Source organism: Streptomyces sp. NBC_00178 (genome assembly GCF_036206005.1).
GTDB lineage: Bacteria > Actinomycetota > Actinomycetes > Streptomycetales > Streptomycetaceae > Streptomyces.
Map to the genome: position 1 here is coordinate 4,145,819 of NZ_CP108143.1, position 15,543 is coordinate 4,161,361.

General features: G+C 71.1%; 20 protein-coding genes. 7 read left to right on the plus strand and 13 right to left on the minus strand.

The genetic code is table 11. From position 1 onward, the window contains the following. Positions 1–248: 248 nt before the first annotated feature. The 4 genes from OHT61_RS18065 to OHT61_RS18080 all read right to left on the minus strand — a co-directional run bounded on the left by OHT61_RS18065 (position 249) and on the right by OHT61_RS18080 (position 3,774). On the minus strand, positions 249–1,031 hold the full coding sequence (locus OHT61_RS18065) for an anti-sigma factor (protein ID WP_329039718.1): 783 nt from the start codon (positions 1,029–1,031) through the stop codon (positions 249–251). Then, positions 1,028–1,609 carry a sigma-70 family RNA polymerase sigma factor gene (locus OHT61_RS18070; protein ID WP_329039721.1) on the minus strand — a complete coding sequence of 194 codons (582 nt, stop codon included), beginning with the start codon at positions 1,607–1,609 and terminating at the stop codon, positions 1,028–1,030. Before OHT61_RS18070 ends, OHT61_RS18065 begins: the two co-directional genes overlap by 4 nt. Positions 1,610–1,890: 281 nt before the next feature. Continuing rightward, positions 1,891–2,880, minus strand: coding sequence for a hypothetical protein (locus tag OHT61_RS18075; protein ID WP_329039723.1), 990 nt, complete (start codon positions 2,878–2,880; stop codon positions 1,891–1,893). A gap of 255 nt (positions 2,881–3,135) precedes the next feature. Further along, a complete protein-coding gene (locus tag OHT61_RS18080) occupies positions 3,136–3,774 on the minus strand; it encodes a TetR/AcrR family transcriptional regulator (RefSeq protein WP_329039725.1) in 639 nt (212 codons plus the stop codon). Positions 3,775–3,833: 59 nt separating this feature from the next. Between OHT61_RS18080 and OHT61_RS18085 the strand changes: the two genes are divergently transcribed. After that, positions 3,834–4,787: an NAD(P)-dependent alcohol dehydrogenase gene (locus OHT61_RS18085; RefSeq protein ID WP_329039727.1), complete on the plus strand. Its 954-nt coding sequence runs from the start codon at positions 3,834–3,836 to the stop codon at positions 4,785–4,787. A 195-nt stretch (positions 4,788–4,982) separates the two neighbouring features. Beyond that, positions 4,983–5,708: a DUF4232 domain-containing protein gene (locus tag OHT61_RS18090; protein WP_329043307.1), complete on the plus strand. Its 726-nt coding sequence runs from the start codon at positions 4,983–4,985 to the stop codon at positions 5,706–5,708. A gap of 29 nt (positions 5,709–5,737) precedes the next feature. On the opposite strand, the gene OHT61_RS18095 is transcribed toward OHT61_RS18090, so the two are convergent. Both OHT61_RS18095 and OHT61_RS18100 read right to left on the minus strand, forming a co-directional pair. Continuing rightward, positions 5,738–5,947, minus strand: a complete 210-nt coding sequence (locus OHT61_RS18095) for a DUF397 domain-containing protein (RefSeq protein ID WP_329039730.1) — start codon at positions 5,945–5,947, stop codon at positions 5,738–5,740. Next, positions 5,928–6,770, minus strand: coding sequence for a helix-turn-helix domain-containing protein (locus OHT61_RS18100; protein ID WP_329039732.1), 843 nt, complete (start codon positions 6,768–6,770; stop codon positions 5,928–5,930). Before OHT61_RS18100 ends, OHT61_RS18095 begins: the two co-directional genes overlap by 20 nt. 115 nt (positions 6,771–6,885) lie before the next feature. Between OHT61_RS18100 and OHT61_RS18105 the strand changes: the two genes are divergently transcribed. The 3 genes from OHT61_RS18105 (at position 6,886) to OHT61_RS18115 (ending at position 7,988) form a co-directional block, all read left to right on the plus strand. Beyond that, entirely contained in the window at positions 6,886–7,128 is a 243-nt protein-coding gene (locus OHT61_RS18105) for a hypothetical protein (protein ID WP_329039735.1), read from the plus strand. Beyond that, on the plus strand, positions 7,118–7,354 hold the full coding sequence (locus OHT61_RS18110) for a hypothetical protein (protein ID WP_329039737.1): 237 nt from the start codon (positions 7,118–7,120) through the stop codon (positions 7,352–7,354). The genes OHT61_RS18105 and OHT61_RS18110 overlap by 11 nt, the downstream gene beginning before the upstream one ends. Positions 7,355–7,631: 277 nt before the next feature. Then, the gene (locus OHT61_RS18115; protein ID WP_329039738.1) at positions 7,632–7,988 is read left to right on the plus strand and encodes a hypothetical protein; all 357 of its coding nucleotides are present in this window, start codon (positions 7,632–7,634) and stop codon (positions 7,986–7,988) included. Between the two features lie 289 nt (positions 7,989–8,277). Here the strand turns inward: OHT61_RS18115 and OHT61_RS18120 are convergent, their stop codons facing one another. The 5 genes from OHT61_RS18120 to OHT61_RS18140 all read right to left on the minus strand — a co-directional run bounded on the left by OHT61_RS18120 (position 8,278) and on the right by OHT61_RS18140 (position 12,747). After that, on the minus strand, positions 8,278–8,631 hold the full coding sequence (locus tag OHT61_RS18120) for a PRC-barrel domain-containing protein (RefSeq protein ID WP_329039740.1): 354 nt from the start codon (positions 8,629–8,631) through the stop codon (positions 8,278–8,280). A gap of 212 nt (positions 8,632–8,843) precedes the next feature. Then, positions 8,844–9,014 carry a hydrophobic protein gene (locus tag OHT61_RS18125; protein WP_327116081.1) on the minus strand — a complete coding sequence of 57 codons (171 nt, stop codon included), beginning with the start codon at positions 9,012–9,014 and terminating at the stop codon, positions 8,844–8,846. Between the two features lie 233 nt (positions 9,015–9,247). Beyond that, positions 9,248–10,762, minus strand: a complete 1,515-nt coding sequence (locus OHT61_RS18130; protein ID WP_329039743.1) for a PTS transporter subunit EIIC — start codon at positions 10,760–10,762, stop codon at positions 9,248–9,250. A 36-nt stretch (positions 10,763–10,798) separates the two neighbouring features. Then, positions 10,799–11,758: an N-acetylmuramic acid 6-phosphate etherase gene (gene murQ / locus OHT61_RS18135; protein WP_329039745.1), complete on the minus strand. Its 960-nt coding sequence runs from the start codon at positions 11,756–11,758 to the stop codon at positions 10,799–10,801. A 71-nt stretch (positions 11,759–11,829) separates the two neighbouring features. Continuing rightward, positions 11,830–12,747 (minus strand): MurR/RpiR family transcriptional regulator, encoded by a 918-nt coding sequence (locus OHT61_RS18140; RefSeq protein WP_329039747.1) that lies wholly within the window; start codon positions 12,745–12,747, stop codon positions 11,830–11,832. A 137-nt stretch (positions 12,748–12,884) separates the two neighbouring features. Between OHT61_RS18140 and OHT61_RS18145 the strand changes: the two genes are divergently transcribed. Both OHT61_RS18145 and OHT61_RS18150 read left to right on the plus strand, forming a co-directional pair. Continuing rightward, complete coding sequence (locus OHT61_RS18145) at positions 12,885–13,253, plus strand: hypothetical protein (protein ID WP_329039749.1); 369 nt, start codon at positions 12,885–12,887, stop codon at positions 13,251–13,253. Beyond that, on the plus strand, positions 13,250–13,522 hold the full coding sequence (locus tag OHT61_RS18150) for a DUF4031 domain-containing protein (RefSeq protein WP_329039751.1): 273 nt from the start codon (positions 13,250–13,252) through the stop codon (positions 13,520–13,522). Before OHT61_RS18145 ends, OHT61_RS18150 begins: the two co-directional genes overlap by 4 nt. Here the strand turns inward: OHT61_RS18150 and OHT61_RS18155 are convergent. Together OHT61_RS18155 and OHT61_RS18160 are read right to left on the minus strand one after the other, a co-directional pair. After that, complete coding sequence (locus OHT61_RS18155) at positions 13,473–14,702, minus strand: Cmx/CmrA family chloramphenicol efflux MFS transporter (protein WP_329043308.1); 1,230 nt, start codon at positions 14,700–14,702, stop codon at positions 13,473–13,475. The genes OHT61_RS18150 and OHT61_RS18155 overlap by 50 nt on opposite strands. Positions 14,703–14,822: 120 nt before the next feature. Continuing rightward, positions 14,823–15,467, minus strand: coding sequence for an HD domain-containing protein (locus OHT61_RS18160; RefSeq protein ID WP_329039754.1), 645 nt, complete (start codon positions 15,465–15,467; stop codon positions 14,823–14,825). Between the last annotated feature and the right edge of the window lie 76 nt (positions 15,468–15,543).

Sequence of the window (15,543 nt, forward strand, 5' to 3'; positions counted from 1 at the left end):
CGAAGAGGGTGCTGAGCGGGTGTCGCACAGGGGATTCGGAGGCACCCGGAGGAAGGTTTGGGGTGATCGGGAGAAAAGCTGCGGAACGGTGCGACGCGCAGGACCTGCGGGCAGCCCGCAGGTCCCTGAGCAGGGACCTGGGGGCACGGGCCCGCAGGCGTCCGGGCAGGGACCTGCGGGTGCGGGCCCGTAAATGCGTGCATGGTCCCGCCCGTGCGTACGTCCCTCTCAGGTCGGCAGGGGCACGCTCAGGTCGGCAGGGGCACGGCGCCCAGCGGAACCGTGGTGGGGCTGGTGGAGCCGCCGGCGGGCTCGACGGACAGGGCGACCGCCGACGCGTTGTCCAGCGTCCCCTTGAGCAGGGTCACCTGACGTCCGGGGTCCCTGCTGAGCAGACCGGCCGGGACGGGCGTCCCGTCGTCCATGAACCATGCCTCGTAGGTCCGGCCCTCCGGAAGTCTCGGCAGTCCTGACACGGCGAGCGTGGCGGTGTCCTCGCTCCGGGAGAAGGTGACGGAGGCGGTGGCGCCCTCGACCAGGCCCTGTGACGCCAGGCGCACGTCCGGCGCCGTGAGCACCTTGGTGAGGTTCGCCTGCCGCTGTTCGTAGTGCCGCGCCGACGCCCTCGCGTCCGATGCCTCGCGGTGCTGCCATCCGGCGAGCCCCAGACACACCAGGATGACCGCCACCGAAGCGGCCAGGGCCAGCTTGAGGGCCCGCACGGGGCTGCGGCGGCCCGGCCGTCCCGTCCCGGCGCGCGGACCGGGGTCCCGCGCGGCGCCGGTGCCCGGGTCCGGCTCCGGGTCCTGCGGAGTGGTGGCCACCTGGCCCAGGACACGCGCGCGCAGCGCGTCGGGCGGGGTCTCGGCGGTCGACCGGCCGATGAGTGCGGCGGTCTGCCGCAGGTCGGCGACCTCCCGGCGGCAGGACTCGCACTCCGCCATGTGCGCCTCGAACTCCCGGCGTTCCTCGTCGGGCAGGGCGTGCAGGACGTAGGCGGCCGAGGACTCGTGCGGGTCGGTGGTGATCACGCCTTCACTCCCAGGCAGTCGCGGAGGCGGATCATCCCGTCCCGCAGTCGGGTCTTGACCGTCCCCAGCGGCAGGGACAGGGACTGCGCGATCTCCTTGTAGGTGAGGCCGCCGTAGTAGGCGAGGACGACCGACTCGCGCTGGATGTCGGTGAGCGCGTGCACGCAGCGGCGTACCCGCTGCCACTCCAGGCGGGTCTCCACCTGCTCGCTCACCTCGTCGAAGGGCGTGTCCGAGCTCAGCGCCGCCGCCCGTCGCTCCCGGTCCTGGCTGGCCTGCGAGGCGCGTACGCGGTCGACGGCCCGCCGGTGGGCGAGCGTCATGATCCAGGTCATCGCGCTGCCGCGTTCGGGCCGGAAGCGCTTGGACGTGCGCCACACCTCCAGCAGCACGTCCTGCGTGACCTCCTCCGACTGTGCGGAATCCCTCAGGACCCGGCGCACCAGGCCCATGACCGGCCCGGCCACGGTGTCGTACACCTTGGCGAAGGCGTCCCGGTTGCCTCCGGCGGCGGAGACCATCAGCTGGTCCAGGTCCGGCTGACGCCGGACGTCCTCTCCGCTGTCGACGGAATGCACCGGGAGTCCTCGCTGACTTCTCGACGTTGCGAGCGCCGCGACGGGCCGGGCGGCGACGTGGGGCACGGATCACACGGCCGAGGGGGCGGCCGTCTGTCGAATGTAGGCACCGGGGCTCCGACCGGGCCTCATATGGGCATCCAAACGGTGGGTACCGGCCGGGTGCGCGGACCGCTGCCGCTCAGGACCGCCGGTGCCGTGCGGGGACCGCCCGCTGCCATTCAGGACCGCCCGGTGCCGTTCAGGTCCGACAGGTGCCGTTCAGGTCCGACAGGTGCCGTTCAGGACCGACCGGTGTCGGGCGCTTTCCCGTCCGCCGGTGTGCTGTCGGCGTCGGGTCCTTCCGCACGCGCTCGCCTCCGGACCCCCTGGGAGGGCCGGGTGGTCCCGCGCGCGTGAACCGTCCGCTCCGAGCGTGGGATGAGACCCGCGCGCACGGTCGCCATCCGCCCCGGGACTCCCTCGGTGGGGACGGTGCCGTGCGGGCGGGCCGCCTCGCCGGCGCCCGCCTCGCCCCGGCAGATCCCGCAGAGCCCGCCGCGCAACGCCTCGGGGCTTCCGGGGGCCCGGCACTCTCCGCATTCCAGTGTGCGCAGGACGACGGCCCTCGGTGCCTGAGCCGGAAGCTCCGGCGGCAGCTTGTCGACGAGCCGCCGCCGGACGAGCGAGGCCGCGTGGTGCACGGGCGTCGGCAGGCCGTGGGTGAGGGCCCGCAGGGTCTCCGTCTCGGTGGCGCCCCGCTCGAACCACTCGGCGACCAGCGGTTCCAGGCTCAGGCAGTCCGCCGCCGACAGGCTCAGCGACGGCGCGGTGCGGCCGAGGGCCGCCAGCAGGACGAAGGCCCGGGAGCGGGTGGGCCGTTGAGGTTCCCGTGGCACGTCACCCCGGCTGAACGCCGCCCACCAGCCGTCGTCCCGCGCGGTGCGGGAGAAGAAGGTCCGGGTCACCCAGAGCATGACCGCGTCGGTGGCCACACACTCGCTGCCCCGCCGCAGGTGCCCGGCGGTCTGGAGGCGGTTGAGGGAGGTCCGCAGGGCGCACTGGCCGTACGGCAGCCACTTGGCCAGCGTCTTCACGGAGATGTCCGAGCCGTCCGGCAGCCGGTCGATGTAGGCGGCGACGGCGGCCTCGCGGGGCGGCAGATGGGAGAAGTCGCGGGCGTCGCGCGGACGCTGGTCCGGGGCGGATCGCTTGCCGTAGCCCGGGTTCGCCATGGGGTGCGGGGGCTCGTACGGGGTGCGGGGGGCAGCACTAAGCTGTTCGACAGCCATCAGATCGCCTCTGGATCTCGTTGGTCAGACCCTCGTCCGGTGTTGGCGCACCGACGGGGGTCGTCTGTTGTCCGGCACGCTAGAGCGTCACGACACTCCGTTGCAAATCGCTCACGCCGGGTCAACTTTCCAGGTAGGGAGGGTGGGTGGGCACGGTCCCTCCACCCATTCCTGTGAAAGAGCGCTCGGAGTCCAGGGCTTGAGCTCCGGGCCGCGCGGCCTGGCCGTACAGGCGGGAAGGGGCGCCGTCGACGCCTACGCGTGGATGCGGTGGAGCCCCAGCGGTGCGGCAGGTGGGAGCGGGGCCGTCGCTCCCGCCCGGAACGACTGGAGCAGGTAGGCGACCAGCCGCCGGGACGCGGCAGGGGCATGGTCGCCCGCCCCGGCGGTGGCGCCGCTGTTGGCCAGCATGAGCAGCGTGATGTCGTGCACGTCGAAGTCCTGCCGCAGCTGCCCGCAGTCCTTCGCCCGTCCGATCAGCCGGACCAGGCCTTCCTCGGCGCGGCCGCGCTCCGCCGCGTAGGCGGCGTGGTCGGGGAACTGGGACAGGAACGCCTGGGTGAAGCCCCGCTCCGTCGCCTGCATCATGCAGACCCGCTCGACGACCGAGCAGAAGCCCCGCCACGGGTCGGGATCGGCCAGACCTTCGTCCAGCACGGCCACGCAGTGCGCGAGCTGCTCGGCGAAGGCTTCGGACACGAGCGCGTCCCGCGTGGGGAACCGCCGGTAGAGCGTGGCGACCCCGACCTTCGCGCGCCGGGCGATCGCCGCCATGGGCACGTCGATCCCGTGGAGCGCGTACGCCTCACGGGCGGCGGTGAGGATGCGCTCGCGGTTCTCCCTGGCGTCGGCACGCAGGGTACCGGGAGGTTTCCGAGAGGGCTGAGCAGGCATGTTTCTCACTTCCGTTCAAATGGAGGGGATCATCCACTTACCCGTTTAGCGTGGGACGCATGGACGATATGCGAGCGGCGCTCTACGACCGGTACGGCCCTCCCGAGGTGCTCTACGAGGGCCGGGTCCCCGTGCCGGTGCTGCGGGAGGGCGAGGTGCTGGTCCGCGTCCACGCGGCGAGTGTCAACGGCGGGGAGCTGTACGGCCGGGCCGGACGCGTCCGCCTCGTGACGGGCCGACGCTTCCCCCTGCGTACGGGAATGGACTTCGCCGGTGAGATCGCCCGGGTGGACGGTGCCGTGAAGGGCCTGCGCGAAGGCGACCGGGTGTGGGGCCTCCTCGGGCGCACGTTCGGCAGCGCCGCCGAGTACGTCGCGGTCCGGCCACGCCAACTCTCCTATGCCCCCGAGAACATCGGCCTCGTCGAAGCCGCGTCACTGCCCGCCGGGACGACCGCCATCACGGCGCTGGAGGCCAAGGCGCACCTGAAGGCCGGTGAGCGGCTGCTGGTACGGGGCGCGGCGGGCGGGATCGGCAGCGTCGCCGTACAGCTCGGCAAGGCGCTGGGCGCGCACGTGACCGCGCTGGCCGGCGGGAAGAACCTCGACTTCGTCCGCGAGCTGGGTGCGGACGAGGCGTATGCCTATAGGACGACGGGACCGGACGACCTGGGCTCCTTCGATGTGGTCCTGGATACCGTCGGCACCGAGCACCGGGCCTTCCGGCGGCTGCTGGCCCCCGGCGGACGCATGGTCTCCATCGCCTTCGACATCGATCACCCGGCGGCGAGCCTCTTCTACCTGCTGGCCTCCACCGCCCACGGCCCGCGCCGGGTCCGCTTCTTCAGCGGCAACCCCAAGCACGACCTCTTCGCCCGGCTGGCCCGCTACGTGGAGAGCGGCGCGATCCGCCCTGTGGTGGACACCGTCCACCCGCTCTCGGAGATCGCCGTCGCGCACCGGGCGCTGGAGGCGGGAGGTGTGCGGGGAAAGCACGTGATCCGGGTGGTCTGACTTCCGACCGGCGGGCGGTGGGCATCCGTCAGAGACGTGTAGCAGACCGAAAACCGCAGCAACTCGGCGGAGATTGATGGAACCGATCCGCTGATACAGGACCTGGACATTGCGGGCATCATTTGAAGATCGACCCAGCTCTAGAGTCCTCCGTGTCAGCAGGAAGCGCCGCAACCACAACCGCTGGAGATCATGATGCGCTCGCGTCTCGCCGCCCGTTCCACCCGTCTCGTCCTGGCCGCCGCAGTCATGACGGCCCTTGCCGCCACCACCGCCTGCGGGTCCCAGAAGCCGACGGCGACCGGTGACTCCACCGCCCTCGTCGCCTCCTCCTCGTCCGCCCGCAGCGGGAGCGAGGCGCCCTCCGGCGACGGCTCCTCCAGCGACGGCCCGTCGACCGGTGGCGTTACTCCCGCCAAGGGATCCAGCGGCGGCAGCTCCAGCGAGAAGAGCGGCTCCGGCTCCGCCGGCAAGGGCGGCTCGGACCAGGGCGGCAAGAGCGGCTACGGACAGTCCTGCGGCACCAACGACCTGAATTTCACGGTGACCTGGGTGCACGAGCCCGAGATCGACGGCTACTACCTCGTCGCCGCCAAGGCCAAGCCCGGAATCACCTGCTACCTGGACGTCAACACTCCCAGCGTTTCCTTCGGGTCGGGCGCCGACGGCGTCGCCTCTCCCGTCGGACAGGGCGGCGAAGACCCCATCAAGCTCACCGGTTCCGCAACGGCGTACGCCGGCATCGACGTCAAGACCACCGAGGGCGAGGGCGGCACGGAGTTCGGCAACGTCATCATCGCGGTCACCGAAGACGACCCGAACCCGGCCGAGCTCGAGCTCCCCGACATGGCCACCGTGGACAAGCCCGTCGTCACCAACTGGTCGCCTCAGCGCGACGAGGTCGTTCCCCGCATCATCTGACTGCGACTCCGTCGGGAACGGGACAGCCCTCAGCTCCGCTTGAGGCTGGTGATAAAGAACGACCAGGTGGTGGTCCGGAACACCAGTACCGGGCCGCCGGTCGCTTTGGAGTCGCGGACGGGGACGGCGTCGGGGTGATCGGTGACTGCTTCGAGGCAGTCCCCTCCGTCGCCGCCGCTGTACGAGGACTTGTGCCAGACCGCCGAGGCGAAGTCGTATTCAGAGCTGCTCATCGTCATGGGCGTAATCCTCCGCCACGGACTCCATCAGGACCAGGGAGGCATCAGGTGGCAAGGCATCAGCCACCAGCAGCTCGTAGGTAAGTGCATATCGAGCGACGGTTGCTGGGTCGTCCTGGAGTCTGCCCATTCCCAGGCCGTCCACATACGCGAGCGGTGGTGCGTCCGTGAATGACATGAGCTTCACTCCTCCGTCCAAGGCTGCATGTGCCCCTACCGAGAAGGGCAGTACCTGCCCGATCACCCGATTCTGCCGGGCCAGGCCCACGATGTGCCGTAGTGCCGCTGCCATGACTGCGGAACCGCCGGACCGTCGGCGCAGTACCGCCTCGTCCAGGACCACCCACAACAAGGGTGTTGTTGGATCTGCCAGGATCTGTGCCCGCTCCAGGCGAGCCGACACGAGTTGGTCGATCAATTCCTCCGTGGCCGTCGGCTGGTACGCGCGGAACACAGCTCGTGCGTAGGCCTCGGTCTGCAGTAGTCCTGGGATGAGAAGAGGCGCGTACTGCTTGATGGTCGTGGCGACGCGCTCCGCCTCCGCCGCCTCCGCGAAGTGGTCCGGGTACTTCGACTGTTTCAGGGCCGCGCAGTTCCGTACGAAGAAGCCGTCCGCGCCCAGTGCCTCGTCGAGCCTCTGGGCCTGGTCCGCCTGCATGCGCCGCGTACCCGCCTCCAGCTGTCCGATGAACGAGCCGCTGACGAACAAGGGTGCGCCCAGGTCGTCCTGCGACAGGTCCGCGGCCTCCCTGCGGTGGCGGAGCTCGGCTCCCAGAAGGGCGCGAGGAGAAGAGGAAGGGTCGAGCTTCTTCGGTCCGGGCATGGCGGCTCCCCGTGGGACACGTGCGGGTGTTGGATCTGCACCCCTTCCACGCTAGTCGCGAATTGGCCACGCTGAGTAGGCATACCCACTACTCAGCGTGGAAATGGGGAAGATCATGAAGACGGCTACGGAACGGCGCAGAGAAGCGGCTGACAGGGTGCGTGCTGCCGAGGACGCGGTGGTCCGGCTGAAGGCCGGGCTCGCCGGGGTCGGCGTGAAACTGCCGTCGCTGCGCATCGACCCGGTGTCGTGCGCGGGTGAGGAACCGGTTCCGCTCGTCGACCTCGGCCGCTGCACGCTCGACACGGCGCTGCGGCTGAGCGTGCAGCTGGAAGCGGCGGCTCACCATGACGGTTGAGGGCCTGGAGCCGTGTACGCCGGAGCCCGGGACGTTCGCGGTGGACGGCCGTGACGGCAGGGTGGGCCGGGTGATGGGCCGCGTCGGGCCGTACGTACAGCTGCGTCCGCCGGGCGGCGGGGCGGAGTGGGACTGCCCGCCGGACGTCGTCCGGCCGGCCTCTCCGGGGCTCGTGCTGCGGGCCAGGGTCACGGAGATCAACCGGGAGGGTCAGCTGCCGCGGTGACGGGGCGTCATTGATGATGCCGCGGCAGGCCGACCAGTCGCGAGGGCCACCCCTGAGCTCGCCCGCCGGACCGCGCGGACGCGGTTCCGGTGTGGGCTGGGGCTGACCGTCCAGACGGGTCGAGGCGCAGGAGCGGAGGCTCCCACAGGCCAAGACCTTGCCTGGTCAATCAATTGGTATAATTGACCAGTCAAATATAGTCGCGCGGACCGCAGTTCATGGCGATCCCTCGGAAGGCGCTCTGGACGCGGCTCATCTCGAGGAGTCGAAGAGAATCATGAAGACCATCGCCAGGTCCGCGATCACCATGGCGGCCGCCGCCGCCATCGGAGTGGGCGTTGCCGCCTCGCCGGCCTCCGCCGCTTCGACGGGCACTGTCTGGGGAGCGCGGGGCCAGTCCGACAACAATCCCGGCAACGGTGCACAGAGTTGGGTCTGGGCGTACACCGGAGACAACGATCAGGCGCGCCTCACCTACCAGTTCTACGACAACTCCAAGGGCGATTTCTACGTCTGGGGCAAGGGGCAGAGCGCCAGCACGAACCTGAGCAAGGACGTCTGGCGGATTCAGGTCTGCGTCCCGTCTTCGGTGGGAGAAGCGGTCTCCTGGGTCTGCACGGGGTGGGCCTCCTGAGGCTCCAGGTCACGGGCGTACCTGACGAGGCGTCCGCCGGTATCTCCGGCCGGGCGGTCCTGGTCGGCGTCGCCGACGTCGGTCCGGCCTGACTGCAGTCGGCCCGTGGTGCCGCCCGGGTGGCAGTACGAGTACGGCTCCGGGCCGACGGTGTAGGTACCTGACTCCACGAGTGCCGGAAGCTGGACCCCTTCCCGTGTTGGGTTGGGTGCGGAGCGCGCAGGGCACGCGACAGCGGGGCCGGCTCCGTCGAGGAGCCGGCCCCGCCTCTGATCGCGGTGCGCGGGGATCACATGATCCGGTAGCTGTCGTAGTAGCCGCCGATCTGGGCGTGATAGCCGGGATCGCCCGCGTGCTTGTGCTTGTCGAACTCGGGGGAGTCCTTGATCTGGTCCTTGGTCAGGTCGACGAACACCGTGCGGTGTTCCGTGTCGATGCCCTTGACGGTGCCTGCCGGGAGCAGGACGTCCTTGCCGAAGATCCAGACACCGGTGTCGACGACCAGATAGGCGGAACCCACCTCGTCGGAATGCTTGTCGACCTTTCCGATGCTCCCGTCCGTCGCCTCGACCGAGTATCCGGTCAGGTCGGCGCCCGCGGTGTGCCCGGTAGAAGGCTGGTAGCCCCACAGGTCGTTGCTCATCATTGGCTCCTTCCTCGACGGTTCGTCCGGCGCGGCATATCTCATCGAAATGAGGATGAGTGCCGCTCGGTATATCGGCTGCCCGCACTTTTCCGGTCCATGCATCGGATGTTCCCGCACGGCGCGTCGAAGGTGTGGTGTGCGCCGGAAAACGCGGGTGGCGCGGGACCAGAAGGTCCCGCGCCACCCGCGTCGGTGCTGGTAGAAGGCGTCTACCAGCGGTACCAGCGGCCACGCTTGCCGCCGCCGGAAGCCGGCCGGACAAAGAATCCGACGAGCCACACCACAAGGACGATCACCGCGATCCACCACAGTGCCTTGAGTGCGAAACCGGCACCGAAAAGAATCAGGGCGAGAAGAAGAACGAGAAGCAGGGGAACCATTGTTATCAACCTCCGAAGCATCTGGTGCCCGGCAATCCCGCGCCTACACACAGATGTTCGTACGGAAAAAATCTTCGGCATTTCTCGTGGGCCAGGAGTGCCTGGCGCCCCTGCCGGCGCAGGTCGGAGCGCGTTCCGGGCGCGGACCGGAAGGAGCCGGGAGACGGAAGGACCGGCGCCCCCGCACGGTGTGTGCGGGAGCGCCGGTCCTAGTGCCGGGGGGGGGGAGGCGGTCAGACGCCGGCGGGTTCCTTCGCGGGGTTGTCGCCCGCACCGGTCGCCGTGCCCCTGCCGGTGGCCGCGACGGTCGAGGCCGCCGGTTCCTGGGAGACGTTGAACTCGGCGAGCAGGGACGTGCTGAAGCCGAAGAAGTACGTCGCGACGAAGCCCGCGACGTAACCGGCCAGCAGGCCGCCCGCGTAGATCGCGATCGTGGAGCCGAGGCCGTGGTTGCCGTCCAGGAGCGGGAACAGCGCCCAGCCGGACGGGCCGATGGCCGTGGAGCCGACGGAGTCGCCGAGCTGGTTGAACAGGCCCACGAAGCCGCCGCCGAACGCGCCGCCGACGCACGCCGTGATGAACGGGCGGCCCAGGGGAAGGGAGACGCCGTAGATCAGGGGCTCGCCGACGCCCAGCAGGCCCGCCGGGAGCGCGGACCTGATGGTCCGGCGGATCGACTCGTTGCGGGGGAGGCGGAGGTAGACCGCCGCTGCCGCGCCGACCTGGCCGGCCCCGGCCATCGCGAGGATCGGGAGCAGCACCGTGAAGCCCTGCTGCTCGATCAGCGTGGTGTGGATCGGGATCAGGGCCTGGTGCAGGCCCAGCATCACCAGCGGCAGGAAGAGGCCGCCCAGCAGGAAGCCCGCGCCGGCGCCGCCGGTGGAGAGCAGCCAGTCGGCGAACGTACCGATGGCGCTCGACACCTCACCGGCGACGTACATCAGGCCGAAGATCGTGACGAGGCCGGAGATCAGCACCGTGAGCGTCGGGGTGACCAGGACGTCCAGGGCTTCCGGCACCCAGCGGCGGCACCACTTCTCGACGTACACCGCGAGGACCGCCGCACCCAGCGCGCCCAGGACGCCGCCCTGGCCGGGGGAGAGCGTCTGGCCGAAGGCGTGGATGTTCGCCACACCGGGGAAGACGATGATCGCCGCGACCGCGCCGCCGAGGATCGGCGTGCCGCCGAACTCCTTCGCCGTGTTGTAGCCGACGAAGACCGCGATCAGCGCCATGAAACCGGAGGCCATCGCAGCCAGGGCGGGGGTGACGGACGGCAGCCAGCCGAGGTTCACCAGCAGGCCGTTGAGCCCGGCGATGATGCCGCAGCCGATGAGGGCGGGGATCAGCGGGACGAAGATGTTCGCGATCTTGCGCAGGAACATCTTGAACGGGGTGGCGTTCCTGGCCTTCTGCTGGGCCTTGAGCGCGGCACCCTTGTCCGCGAGCTCCTCGGCCGTGTGGACGGCCGGGGCCTCGGAGGCGCGGCCCTCCTCGACGAGCTGCTCGAACTCCGGTGTGACCCGGGCGACCGTGCCCGGGCCGAGGACGATCTGGTAGGTGTCGTCCTCGACCACGCCCATGACGGCGGGGACCGCCTTCAGGGCTTCGTCGTCGACGAGGGAACGGTCGTGCAGGCCCAGCCGGAGCCGGGTCATGCAGTGGGCGATCGAGCCGACGTTCGCGGCGCCACCGACGAGCGGCAGGATCGCGGCGGCAGTGGCGCGGTTCTTGTCTTCAGCAGTCATGGTGCGTGGTGCCTTGCTGTGCGGGGAAGTGGTGCGTCAGGTGGTGCGGACGGCCGCGAGGGCGGCGCGGAGGTGGCCGTCCGTCTCGGCCAGGAGCGTGGCGGCGGTGGGTCCGTCGACCGCGCCGAGGATGGTGAGGATGGCGTTCTTCACCTCACCGCCGGTGGCGGCGAGTGCCGTCTCGATCTCCTCGTCGGAGGCGCCGGTGGCCAGGGAGACGATCCGGCGGGAGCGGGCGCGCAGCTTCTCGTTCGACGCGCGCACGTCGACCATGAGGTTCCCGTACGTCTTGCCGAGCCGGATCATCGTGATGGTCGAGATCATGTTGAGGACGAGCTTCTGCGCGGTGCCCGCCTTGAGGCGGGTGGAGCCGGTCAGCAGCTCGGGGCCGACGACGATCTCCAGGCCGTGTTCGGCGGCGGCGGCGAGCGCCGAGTCCGCGTTGCAGGAGAGGCCGAGGGTGAGCGCACCCAGGCTGCGGGCGTGCTCGACGGCGCCGATGGCGTACGGCGTGCGGCCGGACGCGGAGATGCCGACCACCGTGTCGTCGGCGGTGAGGCCCAGCGCGTCGAGGTCGGCGGCCGCCAGCTCCTTGCTGTCCTCGGCGCCCTCGACGGCCTTGACCATGGCGGAGGGGCCGCCCGCGATCAGGCCGATGACCTCGGAGGGGTCGGTGTTGAAGGTGGGCGGGCACTCGCTGGCGTCGAGCACACCGAGACGGCCGGCGGTGCCGGCGCCCGCGTAGATCAGCCGGCCGCCGCGTCCCATGCGCTCGGCGGTGGCGTCGATCGCGGCGGCGATCTGCGGGAGCTTGTCGGCGACCGCGGCCGGGACGGTGGCGTCCTCGCCGTTCATGATGCGGGCTATCTCCTGCGTCGGGAGCTGGTCGATCTCGGCGAGCTCCGGGCGGAAGGCCTCGGTGGTGAGGGTGGCGAGCTGGGCGCGCAGCTCGCCGTAGCCGTCGGCGGCGGCGTTCGCGTCGGTGGTGGAGGTCATGGACAGCGGCTCTGCTTTCTCGGTCTCTTACGGTTCTACGGGTGCGGGTGCGGGTGCGGGTGCGGGCCGGGTCAGCGGCTGCGCGGGGTGTGGCGGTGGGCGAGCGCCTCGTACGAGGCGGACAGCGCGGGCGCGGCCGTCTCGTAGGTGCGCTGGGCGACGCCTATGAACAGGCAGTCCACGACCAGCAGCTGGCTCGTGCGGCTCGACATGGCGGCGGGCCGGAGCTCGCTCTCGCGTGCGGTGGAGGTGGTCAGCACGTGGTCGGCGTACTGCGAGACGGGTCCGTCCGGGCGGCCGGTGATCGCGATCGTGGTCGCGCCGCGGTCGAAGGCCACGCGCAGCGGCTCGATGACGTCACCCGTGGAACCGGAGTGCGTGATCGCGATGGCCACGTCGCCGGAGCGGAGCTGCACCGCGTTGGTCACGGCGAGGTGCGGGTCCATGTGGGCGTGGGCTATCAGGCCGATGCGCAGCAGCTTCTGGGCCAGGTCCTGGCCGACGAGCGAGGACGCGCCGATGCCGTAGATGTCGATGCGGCGGGCCGTCGCGGCGGCGGCGACGGCCGCACCGAGCTGCACGGTGTCGAGACCGGCCGCCGTGTCCGCGAGGGTCTGCTGCTCGTCGTAGGCCAGCTTCGTGACGACGTCCGCGATGGGGTCGTCGACCGCGATGTCGGCGGTGACGGCGGGTGCCCGGCCCGACTGCTGGTGGGCGGCGAGCCCGGCGAGGGCCAGGCGCAGATCGCGGTATCCGGGGTAGCCGAGGAGACGAGCCGTGCGGACGACGGTGGCCTCACTGGTGCCGGTGAGCTCGGCGAGACCGGTGACGGTGAGGGCGGCGCACCCGGCAGGGTCTCCCGCGACGGCTTCGGCGACCCGCTGCATGGAGCGGGTCATGGACGGGGCGAGGGTCCGCACCTTGGCCGCGAGGGCGGCGGGCGCGGGCGGGGATTCGCCGGTGAAACTTTCCTTCACGTCTTGGGTCACATTTGAAAGATATTTTCAGTACGGAATCCCGTCAACCCCCCTTTTGTCCCCGCCTCGGAAGGATCTCGGAAGGATCGAGCTCGGAAGGATCTCGGAGGGACCGAGGCCGGGTTTGCACGGCGGGGGACAATGGACGCATGGAGTTGAACAGCCTGGAGCAGGAGCTGCACACCGCGCGTGCGCTCGTGATGGCCGATCTGGTCGCCGGTGACGTCGCCGAGGCGCAGATGGTCTCGATGGTCGAGGACGCGGTGACCCACCGGCGCTGGTGGGTGGAGCAGTGGCCCGAGGGAGCGTCCTTCGTCACCGGACTGGTGGCCCAGGACGTCCAGGACGCGCTCCTGGAGGAGTACGGACGCTGGCCGTTGTGCCCGGTCTGCACGGGGGAGGCCCCACACGCCCTGGACGTCGAGCCCGAACTCGGCCCCGATCCGCACTGGGTCTGCACGAAGGCGACCGTGTCCGTCGCGCCGGTGGGCAGACTCGCCGGGGTGCTCGGCCGGTGACCGTCTACATCGACCCGCCGACCTGGCCGGGGCACGGGCGGATGTGGTCCCACCTGGTCAGCGACGTCTCGTTCGAGGAACTGCACGCGTTCGCCGCGGCGATCGGCTGCCCGCCGCGCGCGTTCGAGCGCGACCACTACGACGTGCCCGAGGAGCGCTACGCGGACGCGGTGCGCGCCGGGGCACGGGAGGTCGGGTCGAAGGAGATCGTGCGCCGGATCACCGAAGCGGGCCTGCGGAGGCCGAAGGGGCGTCCTGCTCCGCGCTGACCCGCGCCGGTGCCCCCGCGATCCGCTTGGACGGCCTGCCGTTGTGGAGCCGCATCGAGACCACCACGGTCGCCAGACCGGCCACCAGCATCGCGGCGCCCGCCCAGGCCGTCGCGCGGAACCCGAGGCCGGCGTCGATCACCGTGCCGCCCAGCCACGGCCCGCTCGTGTTGCCCAGGTTGAACGCTGCCGTGGTCGTCGCCCCGGCGAGCGTGGGTGCGACACCGGCCACGTTGAACATCCGGGCGTTGAGCGCCGGGGCCGTGTAGAACGCCGACAGGCCCAGCAGGAACGCAAGGGCGATCACGGCGACCTGGTTCGAGGCGAACAGGGCGAGCGCCACCAGGAAGACCGTCGAGGCGGAGATCCCGCTCAGCAGCACACCGAAGAGGTGGGCGTCCGCGACGCGGCCGCCGATCGTCGTGCCGATCAGCGCGCCCACGCCGAACAGGGCGAGCACCCACGGCACCCAGCCCGAGCCGAGGTCCGCCACATCCGTCAGGAGAGGCGCGAGATAGCTGAACGCGCAGAACACGCCGCCCGCGGCGAGCGCGGTGATGACGATGGACAGCCAGACCTGCCGGTCCCGGTAGATCGCGACCTCGCGCCCGAGCTGCGGCTTCTCGTCCGGCAGCGGGATACGCGGGATACGGGTGACGACGCCGGCCAGGGCCACGGCGGACGCGGCGCCCACCGCCCAGAACGCCGAGCGCCAGCCGAGACTCTCCCCGAGGAACGCGCCCAGCGGCACGCCCAGCACATTCGCGATCGACAGCCCGCCGATCATCACGGCCATCGCCCTGGCGCGGGCGTTCACCGGCACCATCGCGATCGCGACCGCCGCGCCGACCGCCCAGAAACCGGCACACGCCAGGGCGCTCACCACCCGGGAGACGAACAGCACCTCGTACGTCGGTGCCAGGGCGCCGGCGACCTGGCCGAGCCCGAAGACCGAGATGAGCGCGATGAGCGTCGTCCGGCGGGGCAGCCGCAGCGTGGCGACCGCCAGCAGTGGGGCGCCGACCACCATGCCGATCGCGAAGGCGGATATGAGGAGCCCGGCCTTCGGGATCGACACGTTCATGTCGTCGGCGATGGGCGGCAGCAGCCCGGACAGCATGAACTCGCTGGTACCGAGGGCGAACACCGAGAGGCCGAGGATGTAGACGGCCATGGGCATGCGGGGACGGCTGGGGACGGAATCGGGCATGACAGTGGCCAACAGCGATGTCGTCCCCGACATTCCCCCGTCCCAGTGGGTGGACGGGCGCCCGCGGCGGGTGGGCGGGCGCCCGCGGCCTCACCGCGTGAGCAGCTCCAGCTCGGTCGTCAGGTTCTGCCGGGCCCTCGGCTCCCACTCCCCCGACCCCAGCGGGGTGCGGAACAACCGGGGCAGCTCCAGCAGCTGTCGCAGGACGGCGGCCCGCCCTTCGCGGAACGCCTCGTCGGGGACGAAGCCGTACTCCTCCCGTACCTGGGCCGCGTACGCCGCGTACTCCTTGGGGGCCGACGCCAGGATCGCGAGGTCCGCGTCGCACAGCGCCTCGCCGTTCGTGTCGCCCGGGGCCGGGTCGTGGGTGACGGTGAGCCGGACCAGGCGGGCGACCTCGGCCGTCGCCGCGTCCGGGAGCCCGGCCTCCGGCAGGGCGCGTTCGGCGAGGGCCGCGCTGCGTTCCTCGTTCTCGGTGCGGTCGGGCCGGTAGACCGCGTCGTGGAACCAGACGGCGAGGCGCACCACGTCCGGATCGGCGGCGTGCCCGGCCAGGGCGTCGACCCGGTCCAGAACCTGCGCCAGGTGCGCGGTGGTGTGGTAGCGCCGCTGGGGCTCCGCCCAGCGGCCCAGGAGGTTGTCGGCGTACGGCAGGGGGTCGGGGCCGGGAGCGGCGCCCCGGACGGCGACGAGGGCGTCCTGCCAGCGGGTGCGGAGCGCGGTGGCGTCGGTCATACGGCGACTGTAGAGCGGGCGGTCCTTGTCGCGCGGGGCGCCCGGTCGCTAGCGTGCGAGCGTGACGGAACGGGCG

Bases quoted from the DNA above. Each gene is read 5' to 3' on its own strand.
- OHT61_RS18075 (WP_329039723.1), bottom strand. From the start codon at position 2,880: ATGGCTGTCGAACAGCTTAGTGCTGCCCCCCGCACCCCGTACGAGCCC.
- OHT61_RS18080 (WP_329039725.1), bottom strand. From the start codon at position 3,774: ATGCCTGCTCAGCCCTCTCGGAAACCTCCCGGTACCCTGCGTGCCGAC.
- OHT61_RS18085 (WP_329039727.1), top strand. From the start codon at position 3,834: ATGGACGATATGCGAGCGGCGCTCTACGACCGGTACGGCCCTCCCGAG.
- OHT61_RS18090 (WP_329043307.1), top strand. From the start codon at position 4,983: ATGCGCTCGCGTCTCGCCGCCCGTTCCACCCGTCTCGTCCTGGCCGCC.
- OHT61_RS18095 (WP_329039730.1), bottom strand. From the start codon at position 5,947: ATGACGATGAGCAGCTCTGAATACGACTTCGCCTCGGCGGTCTGGCAC.
- OHT61_RS18100 (WP_329039732.1), bottom strand. From the start codon at position 6,770: ATGCCCGGACCGAAGAAGCTCGACCCTTCCTCTTCTCCTCGCGCCCTT.
- OHT61_RS18105 (WP_329039735.1), top strand. From the start codon at position 6,886: ATGAAGACGGCTACGGAACGGCGCAGAGAAGCGGCTGACAGGGTGCGT.
- OHT61_RS18110 (WP_329039737.1), top strand. From the start codon at position 7,118: ATGACGGTTGAGGGCCTGGAGCCGTGTACGCCGGAGCCCGGGACGTTC.
- OHT61_RS18115 (WP_329039738.1), top strand. From the start codon at position 7,632: ATGAAGACCATCGCCAGGTCCGCGATCACCATGGCGGCCGCCGCCGCC.
- OHT61_RS18120 (WP_329039740.1), bottom strand. From the start codon at position 8,631: ATGAGCAACGACCTGTGGGGCTACCAGCCTTCTACCGGGCACACCGCG.
- OHT61_RS18125 (WP_327116081.1), bottom strand. From the start codon at position 9,014: ATGGTTCCCCTGCTTCTCGTTCTTCTTCTCGCCCTGATTCTTTTCGGT.
- OHT61_RS18130 (WP_329039743.1), bottom strand. From the start codon at position 10,762: ATGACTGCTGAAGACAAGAACCGCGCCACTGCCGCCGCGATCCTGCCG.
- murQ (WP_329039745.1), bottom strand. From the start codon at position 11,758: ATGACCTCCACCACCGACGCGAACGCCGCCGCCGACGGCTACGGCGAG.
- OHT61_RS18145 (WP_329039749.1), top strand. From the start codon at position 12,885: ATGGAGTTGAACAGCCTGGAGCAGGAGCTGCACACCGCGCGTGCGCTC.
- OHT61_RS18155 (WP_329043308.1), bottom strand. From the start codon at position 14,702: ATGCCCATGGCCGTCTACATCCTCGGCCTCTCGGTGTTCGCCCTCGGT.
- OHT61_RS18160 (WP_329039754.1), bottom strand. From the start codon at position 15,467: ATGACCGACGCCACCGCGCTCCGCACCCGCTGGCAGGACGCCCTCGTC.